The sequence below is a fragment of the Pseudomonas sp. ARP3 genome, assembly GCF_001029595.1.
In the GTDB taxonomy this organism is placed as follows: domain Bacteria; phylum Pseudomonadota; class Gammaproteobacteria; order Pseudomonadales; family Pseudomonadaceae; genus Aquipseudomonas; species Aquipseudomonas rhodesiae.
Window position 1 is genome coordinate 33,697 of record NZ_LEKF01000021.1, and the last position, 17,017, is coordinate 50,713.

The 17,017-nt window shown below is 62.6% G+C and carries 15 protein-coding genes and 1 pseudogene; 11 read left to right on the forward strand and 5 right to left on the reverse strand.

The annotated features are described in order from the left end of the window. Positions 1 to 157 precede the first annotated feature (157 nt). Entirely contained in the window at positions 158 to 1,177 is a 1,020-nt protein-coding gene (locus ABX75_RS21375; RefSeq protein ID WP_034098950.1) for a branched-chain amino acid aminotransferase, read from the forward strand. A gap of 253 nt (positions 1,178 to 1,430) precedes the next feature. On the opposite strand, the pseudogene ABX75_RS21380 reads toward ABX75_RS21375, so the two are convergent. Further along, a pseudogene (locus ABX75_RS21380) lies at positions 1,431 to 1,883 on the reverse strand (GNAT family N-acetyltransferase); the annotation flags it as partial. A gap of 183 nt (positions 1,884 to 2,066) precedes the next feature. Between ABX75_RS21380 and ctlX the strand changes: the two are divergent. The 7 genes from ctlX to ABX75_RS21415 all read left to right on the forward strand — a co-directional run bounded on the left by ctlX (position 2,067) and on the right by ABX75_RS21415 (position 7,963). Then, the gene (gene ctlX / locus ABX75_RS21385; protein ID WP_034098952.1) at positions 2,067 to 2,993 is read left to right on the forward strand and encodes a citrulline utilization hydrolase CtlX; all 927 of its coding nucleotides are present in this window, start codon (positions 2,067 to 2,069) and stop codon (positions 2,991 to 2,993) included. Positions 2,994 to 3,004: 11 nt separating this feature from the next. After that, positions 3,005 to 4,051 (forward strand): ornithine cyclodeaminase, encoded by a 1,047-nt coding sequence (locus ABX75_RS21390; RefSeq protein ID WP_034098953.1) that lies wholly within the window; start codon positions 3,005 to 3,007, stop codon positions 4,049 to 4,051. A gap of 281 nt (positions 4,052 to 4,332) precedes the next feature. Beyond that, positions 4,333 to 5,112: an ABC transporter substrate-binding protein gene (locus ABX75_RS21395; RefSeq protein ID WP_034098955.1), complete on the forward strand. Its 780-nt coding sequence runs from the start codon at positions 4,333 to 4,335 to the stop codon at positions 5,110 to 5,112. Positions 5,113 to 5,213: 101 nt separating this feature from the next. Continuing rightward, the gene (locus tag ABX75_RS21400; RefSeq protein ID WP_034111007.1) at positions 5,214 to 5,915 is read left to right on the forward strand and encodes an ABC transporter permease; all 702 of its coding nucleotides are present in this window, start codon (positions 5,214 to 5,216) and stop codon (positions 5,913 to 5,915) included. Next, positions 5,912 to 6,625, forward strand: a complete 714-nt coding sequence (locus tag ABX75_RS21405; RefSeq protein WP_034111008.1) for an ABC transporter permease — start codon at positions 5,912 to 5,914, stop codon at positions 6,623 to 6,625. The genes ABX75_RS21400 and ABX75_RS21405 overlap by 4 nt, the downstream gene beginning before the upstream one ends. A 3-nt stretch (positions 6,626 to 6,628) precedes the next feature. After that, positions 6,629 to 7,459 carry an ABC transporter ATP-binding protein gene (locus ABX75_RS21410; RefSeq protein WP_198712397.1) on the forward strand — a complete coding sequence of 277 codons (831 nt, stop codon included), beginning with the start codon at positions 6,629 to 6,631 and terminating at the stop codon, positions 7,457 to 7,459. A gap of 6 nt (positions 7,460 to 7,465) precedes the next feature. Continuing rightward, positions 7,466 to 7,963: an Lrp/AsnC family transcriptional regulator gene (locus tag ABX75_RS21415; protein WP_034098959.1), complete on the forward strand. Its 498-nt coding sequence runs from the start codon at positions 7,466 to 7,468 to the stop codon at positions 7,961 to 7,963. A gap of 61 nt (positions 7,964 to 8,024) precedes the next feature. Here the strand turns inward: ABX75_RS21415 and ABX75_RS21420 are convergent, their stop codons facing one another. The 4 genes from ABX75_RS21420 to ABX75_RS21435 form a co-directional block, all read right to left on the reverse strand. Continuing rightward, positions 8,025 to 8,858 (reverse strand): TIGR03915 family putative DNA repair protein, encoded by an 834-nt coding sequence (locus ABX75_RS21420; RefSeq protein ID WP_034098961.1) that lies wholly within the window; start codon positions 8,856 to 8,858, stop codon positions 8,025 to 8,027. Then, a complete protein-coding gene (locus ABX75_RS21425) occupies positions 8,855 to 10,075 on the reverse strand; it encodes a putative DNA modification/repair radical SAM protein (protein WP_034098962.1) in 1,221 nt (406 codons plus the stop codon). The genes ABX75_RS21420 and ABX75_RS21425 overlap by 4 nt, the downstream gene beginning before the upstream one ends. 128 nt (positions 10,076 to 10,203) lie before the next feature. Then, entirely contained in the window at positions 10,204 to 11,541 is a 1,338-nt protein-coding gene (locus ABX75_RS21430) for a lysine N(6)-hydroxylase/L-ornithine N(5)-oxygenase family protein (RefSeq protein ID WP_047882606.1), read from the reverse strand. Between the two features lie 119 nt (positions 11,542 to 11,660). Then, a complete protein-coding gene (locus ABX75_RS21435; RefSeq protein ID WP_034098965.1) occupies positions 11,661 to 12,143 on the reverse strand; it encodes a sigma-70 family RNA polymerase sigma factor in 483 nt (160 codons plus the stop codon). 263 nt (positions 12,144 to 12,406) lie between these two features. Here ABX75_RS21435 and ABX75_RS21440 point away from each other — a divergent pair, with 263 nt between their 5' ends. The 3 genes from ABX75_RS21440 to ABX75_RS21450 are packed head-to-tail and all read left to right on the forward strand — an operon-like array spanning position 12,407 to position 16,956. Continuing rightward, positions 12,407 to 13,576 carry an efflux RND transporter periplasmic adaptor subunit gene (locus ABX75_RS21440; protein ID WP_047882607.1) on the forward strand — a complete coding sequence of 390 codons (1,170 nt, stop codon included), beginning with the start codon at positions 12,407 to 12,409 and terminating at the stop codon, positions 13,574 to 13,576. Further along, positions 13,566 to 15,548: a MacB family efflux pump subunit gene (locus tag ABX75_RS21445; RefSeq protein ID WP_144419319.1), complete on the forward strand. Its 1,983-nt coding sequence runs from the start codon at positions 13,566 to 13,568 to the stop codon at positions 15,546 to 15,548. Before ABX75_RS21440 ends, ABX75_RS21445 begins: the two co-directional genes overlap by 11 nt. Next, positions 15,541 to 16,956 (forward strand): efflux transporter outer membrane subunit, encoded by a 1,416-nt coding sequence (locus ABX75_RS21450; RefSeq protein ID WP_047882608.1) that lies wholly within the window; start codon positions 15,541 to 15,543, stop codon positions 16,954 to 16,956. The genes ABX75_RS21445 and ABX75_RS21450 overlap by 8 nt, the downstream gene beginning before the upstream one ends. Positions 16,957 to 17,017: the final 61 nt, after the last annotated feature.

A 17,017-nucleotide genomic window follows, 5' to 3' on the forward strand; every position in this document is an offset into this window, starting at 1 on the left:
GCAATCAACGGTGGGAGCCAGGCTTGCCCGCGATAGCGGCGGATCAGCCAATACAGATGTCGGATGGTCCGCCCACCTGCTCCCACACGAGCCAAGAATGCAGTATTGTTGCGCCCATCCAGAAAAAAATCCGACTTGACCAGAGATAGAGGGTGTCATGGGTAACGAAAGCATCAATTGGGACAAGCTGGGTTTTGACTACATCAAGACCGACAAGCGGTTTCTCCAGACCTGGAAGAACGGCGAATGGCAAGCTGGCACCCTGACCGACGACAACGTGCTGCACATCAGCGAGGGCTCCACCGCCCTGCACTACGGTCAGCAGTGCTTCGAGGGCCTCAAGGCCTACCGCTGCAAGGACGGCTCGATCAACCTGTTCCGCCCGGACCAGAACGCCGCCCGCATGCAACGCAGCTGCGCGCGCCTGCTGATGCCGCATGTACCGACCGACGTATTCATCGACGCCTGCAAACAAGTGGTCAAGGCCAACGAGCGCTTCATCCCGCCCTACGGCAGCGGCGGCGCGCTGTACTTGCGCCCATTCGTGATCGGCACCGGTGACAACATCGGCGTGCGCACCGCGCCGGAGTTCATCTTCTCGGTGTTCTGCATCCCGGTCGGTGCCTACTTCAAGGGCGGCCTGGTGCCCCACAACTTCCAGATCTCCACCTTCGACCGCGCCGCGCCACAGGGCACCGGTGCAGCCAAGGTCGGTGGCAACTACGCCGCCAGCCTGATGCCAGGCTCGGAAGCGAAGAAATCCGGTTTCGCCGACGCGATCTACCTGGACCCGATGACCCACTCGAAAATCGAAGAAGTCGGTTCGGCCAACTTCTTCGGGATCACCCATGACAACAAGTTCATCACACCGAAGTCGCCTTCGGTGCTGCCAGGCATCACCCGCCTGTCGCTGATCGAACTGGCCCAGACCCGCCTGGGCCTGGAAGTAGTCGAGGGCGAAGTGTTCATCGACAAGCTGGACCAATTCAAAGAAGCCGGCGCCTGCGGCACGGCGGCGGTGATTTCGCCGATCGGCGGTATCCAGTACAACGGCAAGCTGCACGTGTTCCACAGCGAAACCGAAGTCGGCCCGATCACCCAGAAGCTCTACAAAGAGCTGACCGGCGTGCAGACCGGTGACGTCGAAGCGCCAGCCGGCTGGATCGTAAAGGTCTAACCGCCTGTGGGAGGGGCTTGCCCCCGATAGCAGTGGCTCAGTCAATGAATCTGTCGACTGATACACCGCATCGGGGGCAAGCCCCCTCCCACATTCGAGCCGGTTCTTTCAGTTAACTGAGGAGGGCGTTTGGATTCTCATATAGGGCTTGACCCCGCTAACAGTGGCTCAGTCAATAAATCCGTCGACTGATACACCGCATCGGGGGCAAGCCCCCTCCCACATTTACTTTCCGGTGTTCTCAGGCATCGCACGAGAACAACGCCTTCTCCATCACCAACGTGCGCTCATTGCCGTGATCGACCTCACGTACCGTGCGAAACCCCAGCCTGGCGTAAAACGGCTCGGCCGTCAGCGAGGACGGCACACTCAGCGTTGTCACCCCCGCTTCCCCCGCGCGCAGTTCGATTTCACTCATCAGTAACCGGCCAATGCCCTGCCCTTGCCGCGTCGGGTTGACGAACACCGAGCGCACCACTTTGGCATTCAGTGCAGCGGTGCCGACGATCACCCGCCCCTGAACCGCCACCAGCACCACACGCCGCTTGAGCAGCTCGCGCACCGCGTCGGGCGTAAAGTTGCTGGCCACCCGCTCAATCACATCCGCCGGATAGTCCTGTGCGTTGCTGCCGTACAAAGCCGCCAGGATGACCTGGCTGATTCCCTCGGCATCGTCGGGTTGAGCGAGACGTACGACGGTAGACATATTTCCTCCTGGCCAACGGCGTCATAACCGACACCCTACTATCCACAACTCTCCCAGCCGATTCGGCTGCCCCACGCCCCTTTTCAGCTTTCCCCGCTGAGCGGCCCTGCTGTTTCAGCCGGGATTCATCCGGCACAACCCACACAATAGCTGCACAGTTCATCCCATGGATTTCGTGCCCCCATGCAAACCACCAACACCGTCCTGATGATTCGCCCGGCGCGCTTTGCCTTCAACCCGGACACCGCGGTCAACAACCGTTTCCAACGCCCACCCGCCGACCCCCTCAGCGCACAGCAGAAAGCGCTGGAGGAGTTCGATGAGTATGTCGACACTCTGCGCCGCCATGGCGTGGAAGTGCTAGTGGTACAGGACACGCCAGCGCCCCATACCCCCGATTCGATCTTCCCCAATAACTGGTGGAGCAGCCACGCCGACGGCAGCCTGGTGCTGTACCCGATGGAAGGCCAGAACCGACGACTGGAGCGCGATAAAGGGGTGCTGCAGGTCCTGGAACAACGCTTTGCGATCACCAGCACCATCGACCTGAGCCACCTGGAACGAGAGAACATCTTCCTCGAAGGCACCGGCAGCATGGTGCTCGACCGCCAGCACCGCATCAGCTATGCCTGCCACTCCGGGCGCACCCACCAAGATGCGCTGCGCCAGTTCGCCGAACGACTCGACTACCGGCTCTGCGTATTCCACGCCGTCGACCGCCATCACGCGCCGATCTATCACAGCAACGTGATGATGAGCGTCGGCCGTGACCTCTCGGTGGTGTGCTTACAAGCCCTGCCCGACGCCGCCGAGCGCCTGACCTTGGAGCGTTCACTGCGCGACACCGGCAAGGACATCGTCGCGTTGGACTTCGATCAATTGGAAGCCTTCGCCGGCAACATGCTCGAAGTGCACGACCGCGACGGCCAGCCGCTGCTGGTGATGTCCGCCAGCGCTTGGGGCGCCCTGCACCCGCAGCAACGCCGCCATGTGGAGCGCCACACGCGGCCGGTGGTGGTGAATATCGACAACATCGAACGCATCGGCGGCGGCAGTGCCCGCTGCATGCTGGCCGAAGTGCATCTGCCCGCCCGCCCCTCATTTCAATAAGGAGTCTTGCCATGACCCGCTATATCGACGTCAACGACCTCAGCTACCTGGTTTCGCAAAAAGGCTTGCAAACCTGCATCACCGAAATGGCCGAGTACATTCGCGCCGACTACCTGCGTTGGCAGGATTTCGAAAAATGCGCGCGCCTGGCCAACCATTCGCCGGAGGGCGTGATCGAACTGATGCCGGTCTCGGACGCGTCGCTGTATGCCTTCAAATACGTAAACGGCCACCCGAAAAACACCCTGGCCGGCATGCTTACCGTGATGGCCTTCGGTGCCCTGGGCGATGTGGACACTGGCAAGCCGGTGCTGCTGGCGGAAATGACCCTGACCACCGCGATCCGCACCGCAGCCACCTCCGCCCTGGTGGCGCGCTACCTGGCGCGGCAAAACAGCCGCAGCATGGCCTTGATCGGCAACGGCTCCCAGAGCGAATTCCAAGCTCTGGCCTTCCACGCCATGCTGGGCATCAATGAGATCCGCCTGTTCGACATCGACGCCAAAGCCACCGCCAAATTGGCCGCCAACCTCAAAGCCTTCCCGGCGATCAAGGTGATTCTGGCCGACAGCGTGGCGGCGGCGGTCAAAGGCGCGGACATCGTCACCACTGTGACCGCCGACAAGGCTTACGCGACGATCCTCACCGACGCGATGATCGAGCCGGGCATGCACCTCAACGCTGTCGGCGGCGACTGCCCAGGCAAGACCGAGCTGGACCGACGTATCGTCGAGCGTGCCCGGGTGATCGTGGAATACGAGCCGCAAAGCCGTATCGAAGGTGAAATCCAGCACATGCCCGCCGATTCGCCGGTGACCGAACTGTGGCAAGTGATCAACGGCCAACAACCTGGCCGCGAGAACGAGCGCCAGATCACCCTGTTCGATTCGGTGGGCTTTGCCATCGAAGATTACTCGGCCCTGCGCTACGTACTGGACGTGGCCCAAGCCCTGGACATCGGCAGCGAGCTGGAACTGGTGCCGGACCTGGCCGACCCGAAGAATCTGTTCGCGCGCCTGGCCCAACAGCCGGCCGCACAGCAGAAAAAGCGCGCCTGAAACCGCTCTGGCCTGCCCCTTTGCGCGAGGGGCAGGCGCACTTTTACACAGATAAAAGCCGATTCTGCGCGCGTCACAGCCGAATCCGCTGCATTGCAGGTTTTAACAGCGCAATTCGCGGTTTAGGCGTGGGGTAAACGACACAAAAAACGCACCACCATGACGCATTCTCTGTGTCGCCCGAATCGCCAGAAGTGACAGGTTCGCTGCATAAACAGAACAGAAATACGCTTCACTTTTTAACTGCCCTGACATCAATTACAAAATATAGGGACTGCACCATGACTCCATTGCGATCACTCTTCGCTGCGTTGCTGTTGCCACTGTGCGCCACCGCCGCTCACGCCCAGGAGTGGAAAGAAATCCGCTTCGGCGTGTTCCCCGAGTACCCACCCTTCGAATCCGTAGCCGCCGACGGCAGCCTGCAGGGATTCGATATCGAACTGGGCAATGCGATCTGCGCCAAGCTCGACGTCAAATGCACCTGGGTGCACAACGAGTTCGATGGCATGATCCCGGCGCTGCGCGCGCGTAAGTTCGACGCCATCATGTCGTCCATGGCCGTAACACCGGCCCGCGAAAAAGTTATCGATTTCAGCGACCGTCTGTTCCTCAGCCCAACCTCGGTGATCACCCGCAAGAACGCCGATTTCGGCGATACCCCGCAATCGTTGAAAGGCAAACAGGTCGGCGTGCTGCAAGGCTCGTTGCAGGAGGCCTATGCCCGTGCGCATCTGGCCAAGCTCGGCGCTCAGGTCAAGGCGTACCAGTCCCAGGACCAGAACTACGCCGACCTGCAAAACGGCCGCCTCGACGCCACCCTCACCGACAAACTCGAAGCCCAGCTGAACTTCCTGTCCAAGCCCGAAGGCGCCGACTTCAAAACCGGCCCGGCCTTCAAGGACCCTACCCTGCCCCTGGACATCGCCATGGGCCTGCGCAAGAACGATGCTGAGCTACGCGCTCTGATCAACAAGGGCATTGCCGCCATCCAGGCCGATGGCACCTATACGCAGATCCAAAAGAAGTACTTCGGCGATCAAGACATCTACCACGAATAAGCCCCTTCCCCGAAGGAGGACACTTGCGTGAGAGGGGGTTGCCCCCTCCCACACAAGCCCCCTGCCAACGGGGTATGTCTGCGCCCAATAGAGATCTTCCCATGAACGAATTCCTCAACCTGCAGGGCTACGGCCCGATGCTGGCCCAGGGGGCCTGGATGACGCTCAAGCTGGCGTTCCTGGCGCTGGCCCTGAGCCTGGCACTGGGGCTGATCGCCGCCGGCGCCAAGCTGTCCAGCGCCAAATGGCTGCGCGTACCAGCTACGCTCTACACCACGCTGATCCGCAGCGTGCCGGACCTGGTGCTGATCCTGCTGATCTTCTACAGCCTGCAACTGTGGCTCAACGACCTGACCGAAACCTTTGGCTGGGCGTACTTCGAAATCGACCCGTTTACCGCCGGGGTGGTCACCCTGGGGTTTATCTACGGCGCGTACTTCACCGAGAACTTCCGCGGCGCGATCCTCAGCGTGCCGGCCGGCCAACTGGAAGCGGCGACCGCCTACGGCTTGAGCCGCTGGCAGCGTTTCCACCTGGTGCTGTTTCCGCAATTGATGCGCTTTGCCCTGCCGGGCCTGGGCAATAACTGGCTGGTGCTGCTCAAGTCCACCGCGCTGGTATCGATCATCGGCCTGTCGGACCTGGTCAAGGCCGCCCAGAACGCCGGCAAGACCACCAACGAGCCGCTGTACTTCCTGATGCTTGCGGGCCTGGTGTACCTGGTGATCACCACCCTGTCCAACCGCATCTTCAAGCGCCTCGAACGGCGCTACAACCTCGGCATCAAGGGGATGGCGCGATGATCGAACTGTTCCAGCAATACGGCCTGGCCTATCTGTTCAGCGATGGCTCGGGATTGTCCGGTGTCGCCATGACCCTGTGGCTGTTCATTATCTCCATAGTCCTCGGTTTTTTTCTGTCGATCCCATTGGCCCTGGCTCGCGTGTCGGAACACGTCTGGCTGCGTTGGCCGGTAGAGGTCTACACCTACCTGTTTCGCGGCACACCGCTGTATATCCAACTGCTGATTTGCTACACCGGGCTGTACAGCCTGGAGGTGGTACAGGACAACGCCCTGCTCAACCAGTTTTTCCGCAATGCGCTGAACTGCACCCTGCTGGCCTTCGTGTTGAATACCTGCGCCTACACCGTGGAAATTTTCGCAGGGGCGATCCGCAATATTCCCCACGGCGAAATCGAAGCGGCCCGCGCCTATGGCCTACACGGCTGGCGGCTGAACCTGTTTGTGGTGATCCCGGCAGCCCTGCGCCGCGCACTGCCGGCGTACAGCAATGAAATGATCTTGATGCTGCACGCCACGTCCCTGGCATTCACCGCCACGATTGCCGACATCCTCAAAGTGGCCCGCGACGCCAACGCCGAAACGTTCCTGACGTTCCAAGCCTTCGGCATCGCGGCCCTGCTCTACATGCTGCTGTCCTTTGCACTGGTGGGCCTGTTCCGACTGGCCGAACGTCGCTGGATGCGTTTTCTTGTACCTACCCGAGGCTAACCTATGAATCAGTCCGCGCAGGCCCTGGCTGCATACCCGATCGACGTACCCGCTGCCAACGCCGCAACAACCGCCATCAAGCTTCAGGTCGAAGGCATCCACAAGCGCTACGGCGACCACGAAGTGCTCAAGGGCGTGTCCCTCAATGCACGCAACGGCGATGTGATCAGCCTGATCGGCGCCAGCGGTTCCGGCAAAAGCACGATGCTGCGCTGCATCAACTTCCTCGAACAGCCCGACGCCGGGGTCATCACCCTGGACGGTATCAGCATCGAAATGCGTCAGGGCCGCGCCGGCACCCGTGCGCCCCATCAGGCGCAGTTGCAGAACCTGCGCACGCGGCTGGCCATGGTGTTCCAGCACTTCAACCTGTGGAGCCACATGACCGTGCTGGAGAACATCACCCTGGCGCCGCGCCGGTCCCTGGGCGTCAGCGCCGCCGAGGCGGAAAAACGTGCGCGGCTGTACTTGGACAAAGTCGGCCTGCCGGGCCGGGTGGCAGAGCAATACCCGGCGTTCCTGTCCGGCGGCCAGCAACAACGCGTGGCCATTGCGCGGGCGCTGGCGATGGAGCCGGAAATTATTCTGTTCGACGAACCGACGTCAGCGCTTGACCCTGAGCTTGTAGGAGAAGTCCTCAAAGTCATACAGACGTTGGCCGAGGAAGGTCGTACCATGCTGATGGTCACCCACGAAATGGGCTTTGCCCGCCAGGTATCCAGCCAGGTGCTATTCCTGCACCAGGGCCGGGTCGAAGAGCAAGGCAGCGCCCAGATCCTCGACCATCCCAGCAGCGAGCGCTTGCAGCAATTTCTTTCCAACCGTTTGAAGTGAACCACCATGGAAACCAAGGCCAACGGACCCCATACCTCCCCTACCCTGGACCGCATCGACGAAGCGATCATCGACGTGCTGCGACACCAGGGCCGGATCACCTACGAAAAACTCTCGTCGCTGGTGCACCTGACCCCCAGACCCTGCCTGGAGCGAGTGCGCAAGCTGGAGCGACGTGGGGTGATCCGCGGGTATGGGGCGATCATCGATGTGCAGATGGTTTCGCCAGGGTTGTCGTTGCTGGTGCTGGTGGCCTTGTCCAACCAAAGCGGGCGCTCGGCGCAAAGGGCCTTCGAAGCCTGCATGAAGGCGTGCCCGCAGGTGTTCGAATGCCAACTGATCAGCGGGCCGTTCGACTACAGCTTGCGCATGCGCTGCCGGGATATGGAGCACTACCGGGTGGTGTCGGAACTGTGGCTGAACAATGACGAATTGCATATCGACAAGCTGGTGGCGCATCCAGAACTGGCCGTGGTGAAAAACACCGCCATCGAACTGAGCTGAAATCCCCGCCACAAGACACCGGCGATCCAATGTGGGAGCGGGCAAGCCCCTCCCCTATTTTTTAACTGTGCCCGCTCAAGATTTTCTTGCCAGGCCGAGCGCCTATCATCCTCGCCTGACCATCCTTCTGCTTCCCCGTTCGCGCCTCGCTGATCAGGCCCGGGATCAGCTTGCCTTCGGGCAGGTTTTTCCAGAACCGACTGGGCAAGTGGCCTTCCATCACCTTGGGGTTCAACCGCGCCGGGTTGAAGATGTGGCTGTAGTAGGTCAGCCACATGGCGCTGTGGGGGTCTTCGACGTTCTGTGCCAGTTGCTGCCAGGCTTCGGGGCAATGGCGTTGATGAATCAATTGCTGGCCGTCGTAATACACGCCGTCCAACGGTGTGGCGATCATCCAGCGATGGCGGCCCATGCGCCCGATAAAGTGCTGGCTGGCCGACTTCAGAATATCGTGGGCCGGTTCATGCCAGGCCACGTACTCCGGCAACTCCGGCCCGGCCTCTGGCGGCAGCGCGACAAAGCGCACGAACGCATGCAGGTGATGGGCTTCGCGGCTGACCTGCTTGATCCGCCGCTGCAACTCGCTGCCCAGTTTGTCGCCCGCCAGCATCGCGGTGCGGTCGCCGTGGCTGACGCGCCACAGCACTTCATACAACAGGCTCCAGCGTTGGTCGCCGTGGTAGCAGGCGGCCGACTCCAGCAGTTCGAGCAGTGCCTTGGGAATACGCGCCTGAAACGGCCCCAGCCCGGCAGGGATCGGCTCATCGGTGGCAAACAGGTCCGCCGCCTGGGCCTCGCCCCAACTTACCTGGCTGGGGTCGACCTGATGGCTGAGCAGCCAGCGCGCCTGTTCGCGCCAGGTGCCGAACAGGTTGTCGCATTCCAGGCTGATCATCCCCACAGCCCCATTTGCTGCGGTTGCGGCCGGTCGCGCAGTTGCTCGCGCAGCAACACACTGGTGCTGTCCGCCTGTTGCGGGTGGTAGTCGCTGGTGATGAAAAACGGCTTGGCCTTGGCCAGCACACAGCGCATGCGCGCCAGGTCTTCGAAGCGGATTTTGCGTTCGCGGCGCAGGTCCACCAGACGCTGGGTGGTGCGCAGGCCGATGCCGGGAATGCGCGCGATCAACGTCGGTTCGGCTCGATTGAGGTCCAGGGGGAACACCTCGCGATGCTCAAGGGCCCAGGCCAGTTTGGGATCGATATCCAGCGCCAGGTGACCGGGGCCTTCGAACAACTCGCCGGCACTGAAGCCGTAGCTGCGCAGCAGGAAGTCGGCCTGGTACAGGCGGTGTTCGCGCATCAACGGTGGCGCGGCCAGGGGTACGCTTTTTGGGCTGTTGGGAATGGGGCTGAACGCCGAGTAGTAGACGCGGCGCAGCTTGAAGTTGCCGTACAACGCTTCGGCGCCATGCAGGATGGTGCTGTCGTCGGTGTCGTCGGCGCCGACGATCATTTGGGTGCTCTGCCCGGCCGGGGCGAAACGCGGCGCGCGAGGCTCGTTGAGGACCGTCTGCTCGCCGGTGTAGATGGTCTGCATGGCGTGCTTGATCGAGCCGATCTGCTTTTCCGGTGCCAGGGTTTGCAGGCTGGCATCGGTGGGCAGTTCGATGTTCACGCTCAGGCGATCGGCATAACGCCCGGCCTCGGCAATCAACGCCGGGTCGGCTTCGGGGATGGTCTTGAGGTGGATATACCCGCGAAAGTCATGCTCTTCGCGCAGCAGCTTCGCCACCCGGACAAGCTGCTCCATGGTGTAGTCGGCCGAACGGATAATGCCGGAGCTGAGGAAAAGCCCGCTGACGCAATTGCGCCGGTAGAAATCCAGGGTCAGGGTGACCACTTCTTCCGGGCTGAACCGCGCACGGGGCACGTCGCTGGAGCGGCGGTTGACGCAGTACTGGCAGTCGTAAAGGCAGAAGTTGGTGAGCAGCACCTTGAGCAGTGACACACAGCGCCCGTCAGGCGTATAGCTGTGGCAGATGCCCATGCCATCGGTGGAGCCCAGCCCCGCCTTGCCCTCGGAACTGCGCTTGGGCGCGCCGCTGCTGGCGCAGGACGCGTCGTACTTGGCGGCGTCGGCGAGGATGCTGAGTTTTTCGATCAACTGCATGGCGGGCTACCGATACTGGTTTTTTGTACAGTATCAGTGGTAACCCTTTGTCACAAGTACCGCCCGTAGGGGCGAGCTTGGGCGAAAGCACACTGCCTCGCCCTTCCGCCCCGCCTACCGGCGCGAACTCAGCTTGCGGTGGCCAGCAGCAATTCCTCGATTGACCGCCCTTGGCTGCGCCCACGGTCCAGGGCATACAGCGACGCTGCAATCTCATCCGCGCGGATCGGCAGCACCGACAGCAAGGTATCGCTCAACCCATGACTGGCCTGGCTGAAGCCCTGGATATAAATGCCCGCGTTGCAGCGCTCGTCGGTGACGATGCGGTAGTCGCGGCTCACTTCGAAATCGCCCATGTAGGTTTCCAGAGGAGCGAGCAGTTCGCGGTGCATCTGGCGCTCATAACCGGTGGCGAGGATAACTGCGTCGTAGTGATGCACGGCCGTTTCACCCGTGGCGTTGTTGCGCAGAGCCAGTTCGATGCCCAACGGGCCGGGAGTGACCTTCTCGACCACGGTCATCGTGCGGAACGCCTGGCGCGCGATGCCGGAGACTTTCTGGCGATAGAAAATGCCGTAGATGCGCTCGATCAGGTCCAGATCCACCACCGAATAGTTGGTGTTCTGATACTCCGCCACCAACCGCTCACGCTCGGCGCCGACTTGCTGGAACACCAGGTCAGTGAACGCCGGCGAGAACACTTCGTTGACGAACGGGCTGTCATCGGCCGGCTTGAGCGCCGAACCGCGCAGGATCATGTCCACCTGCACCGAGGGGAAGCTGTCGTTGAGGTCGATAAAGGCTTCGGCCGCGCTCTGGCCGCCGCCGATGATCGCGATGCGCATCGGCTTGCCCTCAACACACGGCTGGTTGGCCATGCGCTCCAGGTACTGGGAGTGGTGGAACACGCGGTGGTCGTTCTTGAACGCCTTGAAGGTATCGGGAATGCGCGGCGTGCCGCCAGCGCTGACCACCACCGAACGGGTAGTGCGCACATGCTGCTCGCCCAGCGCATCGCGGGAGATCACCCGCAAAGCCTCGACCTGCTGCTGATGCAGGATCGGTTCGATGGCCAGCACTTCCTCGCCGTAGCGGGCCTGGCTCTGGAAGTGCCCGGCGACCCAGCGCAGGTAGTCGTTGAACTCCATGCGGCACGGATAGAAGGTGCCGAGGTTGATAAAGTCCACCAGACGGCCGTGGGCCTTGAGGTAGTTGACGAAGGAGTACGGGCTGGTGGGGTTGCGCAGGGTCACCAGGTCCTTGAGGAAGGAAATCTGCAATTCGCTCTGGGTCACCAGGGTATTGCCGTGCCAGCGATAGTCGGCCTGTTTGTCCAGAAACAGCACGTCCAGTTTGCCCTGCGCCTTCTCGCGCTCTTGCAGGGCGATGGCCAGTGCCAGGTTCGACGGGCCGAAACCGATGCCGATCAGGTCGTGAACCGCGGGCGAAGCAATTGCCTGTGTCATTCCAGTGTCCTCTGGATAAGCCCCGTGGCGGTGGGGCGGGAATACCTTCAAGACCTGCACAACAGGTCGTGTGTTGATAGGAAACGAGGACAGTGAAAAAAAATTTAAGCCGTCGACCCTCAGTGCGCATCCCACTCGCGCATCCGCACGCGGCAGTGTTTCATGGCATTGACGATGTTTTTTTCCACCAGAGCGCGGGAGATGCTCAGGCGTTCGGCGATTTGCAGATGGCTCAGGCCGTCCAGCTTGCGCAACAGGAAACTCTCGCGGCAGACCGCCGGCAGTTCGGCCAGAGCGCGCTCAAGCAGTTCCAGGCGCTGGGCCTGATCGTGGCTGGCGTGGGGCGTGCCGGCGGCGAAGCGCTCTTCGCTGTCCAACACCTCCAGCGGCTCGACCTGGCGCAAGGCATTGCGCCGATGGCCGTCGATCACAAGGTTCAACGCCGTGCGGTACAAAAAGGCGCGGGGTTGCTCGATGGGGGTATCGCTGGAACGTTCCAGTACCCGCACATAAGCGTCATGCACCACATCTTCGGCCACCTGACGGTTGCCCAGCTTGGCGTTCAGGAAACACACCAGCTCGCGATAGTAGTTTTCCAACACGACTCCCGACCATCTTGAAAAAACGCTGCAGGCGCGAGCGTTATCGGGCCTGCAGAAGGGTGCCATTCGATAATGGCAGTTTGGGTGGGTGCAATTTATAGTAATTCTCATCTACTTTTAAAGAAGACTTGTAACGCCAGCCGTTTTTTTATGCAAAAGAGCTGCAACGGCCTATGTAAGTGCTTAAATTCCAGCGCCCTTATCTCGTTTAACTGTCAGCTCTGCGCAACCGCGCCCTGAACTCTCCTGGCTGGAATCCATCCATGAAACGCCCCCGCCCCGCCCGACGCGCCTTGCTTGTTGTGGCGTGCCTGTTACCGCTGATCGCCGTCGCCGCGTGGCAGGTACTGCCCTCGGGCCGCGACGACCTGACCACCGTCACCGTGACCCGCGGCAATATCGAAAACAGCGTGACCGCCCTCGGTACCCTGCAACCGCGCCGCTATGTGGACGTGGGCGCCCAGGCGTCCGGGCAAATCCGCAAGATCCACGTCGAGGCGGGCGATCAGGTCAAGGAAGGCCAATTGCTGGTGGAAATCGACCCATCCACCCAACAGGCCAAGCTCGACGCCAGCCGCTACGCCATCGAAAACCTTAAGGCGCAATTGCAGGAACAGAAAGCCCAGCACGAGTTGGCGCGCCAGAAGTACCAACGCCAGCAGCGACTGGCCAGCGGCAACGCCACCCGTGAAGAAGACGTACAAACCGCCAAGGCCGAGCTGAGCGCGACCCAGGCCCGGGTCGATATGTTCCAGGCCCAGATCCGCCAAGCCCAGGCCAGCCTGCGCAGCGATGAAGCGGAGCTTGGCTACACACGTATTTATGCGCCAATGAGCGGCACCGTGGTGGCGGTGGACGCCCGCGTCGGCCAGACCCTCAACGCTCAACAGCAGACGCCGCTGATCCTGCGCATCGCCAAGTTGTCGCCGATGACCGTATGGGCCGAGGTGTCGGAGGCCGATATCGGCCACGTCAAACCCGGCATGAGCGCCTATTTCACCACCCTGAGCGGCGGCAACCGGCGCTGGACCAGCACTGTGCGCCAGATCCTGCCGATTCCGCCCAAGCCGTTGAACGAAACCCAGGGCAGCGGCAGCCCCACCAGTTCCAATAAAAGCGGCACCGGCCGCGTGGTGCTGTACACCGTGCTGCTGGACGTGGATAACACCGACAACGCACTGATGGCTGAGATGACCACTCAGTTGTTCTTCGTCGCCGGCCAGGCCAAGGACACCCTCACCGCCCCGGTCGCCGCCCTGCTCGGCAACGGCAACACCGACAAACAGATCGCCCGCGTGGTGATGCCCAACGGCAGCATCGAACAGCGCGAGGTGCGCCTGGGCCTCAGCGACCGCTTGCGGGTGCAGGTGCTCGACGGTTTGAACGAAGGCGACCACCTGTTGATCGGCCCGGGCGACGGCCATGGGGGTTGAGGTGAGTACGCCGCTGATCGAACTCAGGCACATCCGCAAAACCTACGGCGGCGGCGACAGTCCTCAGGTTGACGTATTGCGCGGTATCGACCTGGCGATTCACGCCGGCGAATTCGTGGCGATTGTAGGCGCATCCGGCTCGGGCAAATCCACCTTGATGAATATCCTCGGTTGCCTCGACCGCCCCAGCAGTGGCGAGTACCTGTTCGCCGGGGAGAACGTCGCGCACCTGGACAGCGACGCCCTGGCCTGGCTGCGCCGTGAAGCGTTCGGTTTTGTGTTCCAGGGTTATCACCTGATCCCGTCCGGTTCGGCCCAGGAAAACGTGGAAATGCCGGCGATCTACGCCGGAATCAGCGCCGCCGAACGGCATGCACGGGCCAGCGCCCTGCTCACCCGCCTGGGCCTGGCCGAACGTACCGGTAACCGCCCGCATCAGCTCTCCGGCGGCCAGCAGCAGCGGGTGTCCATCGCTCGCGCGTTGATGAACGGCGGGCACATCATCCTCGCCGACGAACCCACCGGCGCCCTCGACAGCCACAGTGGCGCCGAGGTAATGAGCCTGCTCGACGAGCTGGCCAGCCAGGGCCATGTGGTGATCCTGATCACCCACGACCGCGAAGTCGCGGCGCGCGCCAACCGCATCATCGAGATTCGCGATGGCCTGATCATCAGCGATTCGGCATCCGCCCACGACACCGCGCCCGCCGCTACCCCCGGCGCCCTGCAAGCGGTTGACCTGCGTCAGCGTCTGGCGGACGGCGCCGAACACAATGGCGCCTGGAAAGCCGAACTGGTGGACGCTGTCCAGGCGGCCTGGCGTGTGATGTGGATCAACCGCTTCCGCACCGCGCTGACGTTGCTCGGCATCATCATCGGCGTGGCGTCGGTGGTGGTGATGCTGGCCGTGGGCGAAGGCAGCAAGCGCCAGGTCATGGCGCAGATGGGTGCGTTCGGTTCAAACATCCTCTACCTCAGCGGCGCCTCACCCAACCCACGCACGCCGCTGGGCATCGTCAGTTTGGCCGACGTCGCAGCGCTGGCGGCGCTGCCTCAGGTGCAGCGCATCATGCCGGTCAACGGCAGCGAAGCCGGGGTGCGTTACGGCAACGTCGACTACATGGCGTACGTGGGCGGCAACGACACCAATTTCCCCGACATTTTCAACTGGCCGGTGGTCGAGGGCAGTTACTTCACGGCGGCCGACGAGCGCGCCGGGGCCACGGTGGCGGTGATCGGTCATCGGGTGCGCGAGAAGTTGTTCAAGGGCCTGGTCGACCCGATCGGCCAATACATCCTGATCGAGAACGTGCCGTTCCAGGTCATCGGCGTGCTGGCGGAAAAAGGCGCCAGCTCCGGCAATAAAGACAGCGACGACCGCATCGCCATTCCCTACACCGCCGCCAGCGTGCGCCTGTTCGGCAGCTACAACCCCGAGTATGTGGTGATCGCCGCCGCCGATGCACGCAAGGTGCATGAGGCCGAACAGGCCATCGACCAGTTGATGCAGCGCCTGCACCACGGCAAGCGCGACTACGAGCTGACCAACAACGCCGCGATGATCCAGGCCGAGGCGCGCACCCAGAACACCCTGTCGCTGATGCTCGGTTCGATTGCGGCGATTTCCCTGCTGGTGGGCGGTATCGGTGTGATGAACATCATGCTGATGACGGTGCGCGAGCGTACCCGCGAAATCGGTATCCGCATGGCCACCGGCGCACGCCAGCGCGACATCCTGCGCCAGTTCCTCACCGAGGCGGTGATGCTCTCGGTGGTCGGCGGCCTGTGCGGCATCGCTCTGGCCTTGCTGGTGGGCGGCGTGCTGACGCTGGCCAAGGTGGCAGTGCAGTTTTCCCTGGTGGCGGTGCTTGGCGCGTTTGGCTGTGCGTTGGTCACCGGCGTCGTATTCGGCTTTATGCCGGCCCGTAAAGCTGCCCGGCTCGATCCGGTTAAGGCATTGACCAGTGAATAAACCCTGTATCCCATCGCACCTGTGCGTGCTCAGCCTGTGCCTGCTGCTCAATGCCTGCGCCGGCCAACCGCCCAGCGTCGACAGCGGCATCGCGCCGCCGGCCGCCTGGCAGTACGCCGAACGCGAGGCCGCCCAGAACGTGAACACCCAGTGGTGGACACAGTTCGGCAGTGCGCCGCTCAATCGTTTGATCGGACAGGCGCGGCGCGACAGTTTCGATGTGGCCGCAGCGGTGGCGCGGGTGCGCCAGGCTCAGGCCAGCGCGGTGATTGCCGGCGCGCCGTTGCTGCCGGAGGTGAAGGCCAACCTCACCACCAGCCATCAGAAGCTGCTGCGCGGCCCCGGCGGCCCGGACCTTGACGCCAGCGATAGTGACGACACGGTCAACAACTTCGGCGCCAACCTGACCGCCAGCTACGAAGTGGATTTCTGGGGCGCTCGCGCTGCCGCCCGCGACAGCGCCCTGCACAGCCTACGGGCCAGCGAATTCGACCAGGCCACCGTGGAACTGACCCTGCTCAGCAACGTCGCCGACCGCTATGCGCAAACCCTCGCCGCCGAGCAACGCCGGCAGATCGCCGAGTTGAACCTGGCCAATGCGCGGGATGTGCTCGCCCTGGTGCAAACCCGCTATGACGCCGGCTCGGCCACCGCGTTGGAGTTGGCCCAACAAAAAAGCCTGGTGGCCGGCCAGCAGCGCCAGTTGCCATTGATCGCGCAACAGGCCGAAGAGTCGCGCATCACCCTCGCCGCCCTTCTCGGCCAACCCGTGCAGGCCCTGGACCTGGGCGCCGAGCACTTCCAGAATCTGACCTGGCCCGTCATTGGCGCCGGCCTGCCCAGCCAATTGCTCAGCCGCCGCCCGGACATCGCCAAGGCCGAAGCCCAACTGGCGGCGGCGCAGGCGGACGTGACGGTGGCCCGCGCCGCCCTGCTGCCCGCCGTGACCCTCGGCGCCACCTTGGGCTCCGACGCCTACAAGGCCGTCGATGTGCTACGCAGCCCTTATTACACGCTAACCGCCGGGCTGGTGGCACCGATCTTCAACAACGGCCGTTTAAGCGCTGAACGGGACAAGGCCCGCGCGCGCCAGGATGAACTGTTGCAAACCTACCGCGGCGCGATCATCAACGGCTTTGCCGACGTGGAAAAAGCCCTCAGCAGCATCACCCGCCTCGACCAGCAGCGCCAATGGCAGGACGAAGAACTGCGCCAGGCGCAGACCGCATTCCAGATCGCCCAACAGCGCTACCAGGCTGGGGCCGCCGACTGGCTGACGGTGCTTGAAACCCAGCGCACCTTGTTCGCCGCTCAGGACCTGAACGTGCAACTGCGACTGTCACGCCTGCAAGCCAGCATCGCGCTCTACAAAGCGTTGGGTGGCGGCTGGACCTCTGAAATCCGATAAACAAAACTCCGCTTTCTTACACGAGCCGTCTTTTCACCCTACATTCTCAACCCCGAGGTCC

Excerpts from the sequence above, each read along its gene's own strand:
- ABX75_RS21405 (WP_034111008.1), top strand. The coding sequence starts at position 5,912 with ATGATCGAACTGTTCCAGCAATACGGCCTGGCCTATCTGTTCAGCGAT.
- ABX75_RS21420 (WP_034098961.1), bottom strand. The coding sequence starts at position 8,858 with ATGATCAGCCTGGAATGCGACAACCTGTTCGGCACCTGGCGCGAACAG.
- ABX75_RS21425 (WP_034098962.1), bottom strand. The coding sequence starts at position 10,075 with ATGCAGTTGATCGAAAAACTCAGCATCCTCGCCGACGCCGCCAAGTAC.
- ABX75_RS21375 (WP_034098950.1), top strand. The coding sequence starts at position 158 with ATGGGTAACGAAAGCATCAATTGGGACAAGCTGGGTTTTGACTACATC.
- ABX75_RS21430 (WP_047882606.1), bottom strand. The coding sequence starts at position 11,541 with ATGACACAGGCAATTGCTTCGCCCGCGGTTCACGACCTGATCGGCATC.
- ABX75_RS21415 (WP_034098959.1), top strand. The coding sequence starts at position 7,466 with ATGGAAACCAAGGCCAACGGACCCCATACCTCCCCTACCCTGGACCGC.
- ABX75_RS21390 (WP_034098953.1), top strand. The coding sequence starts at position 3,005 with ATGACCCGCTATATCGACGTCAACGACCTCAGCTACCTGGTTTCGCAA.
- ABX75_RS21395 (WP_034098955.1), top strand. The coding sequence starts at position 4,333 with ATGACTCCATTGCGATCACTCTTCGCTGCGTTGCTGTTGCCACTGTGC.
- ABX75_RS21400 (WP_034111007.1), top strand. The coding sequence starts at position 5,214 with ATGAACGAATTCCTCAACCTGCAGGGCTACGGCCCGATGCTGGCCCAG.
- ABX75_RS21445 (WP_144419319.1), top strand. The coding sequence starts at position 13,566 with ATGGGGGTTGAGGTGAGTACGCCGCTGATCGAACTCAGGCACATCCGC.
- ctlX (WP_034098952.1), top strand. The coding sequence starts at position 2,067 with ATGCAAACCACCAACACCGTCCTGATGATTCGCCCGGCGCGCTTTGCC.
- ABX75_RS21440 (WP_047882607.1), top strand. The coding sequence starts at position 12,407 with ATGAAACGCCCCCGCCCCGCCCGACGCGCCTTGCTTGTTGTGGCGTGC.
- ABX75_RS21410 (WP_198712397.1), top strand. The coding sequence starts at position 6,629 with ATGAATCAGTCCGCGCAGGCCCTGGCTGCATACCCGATCGACGTACCC.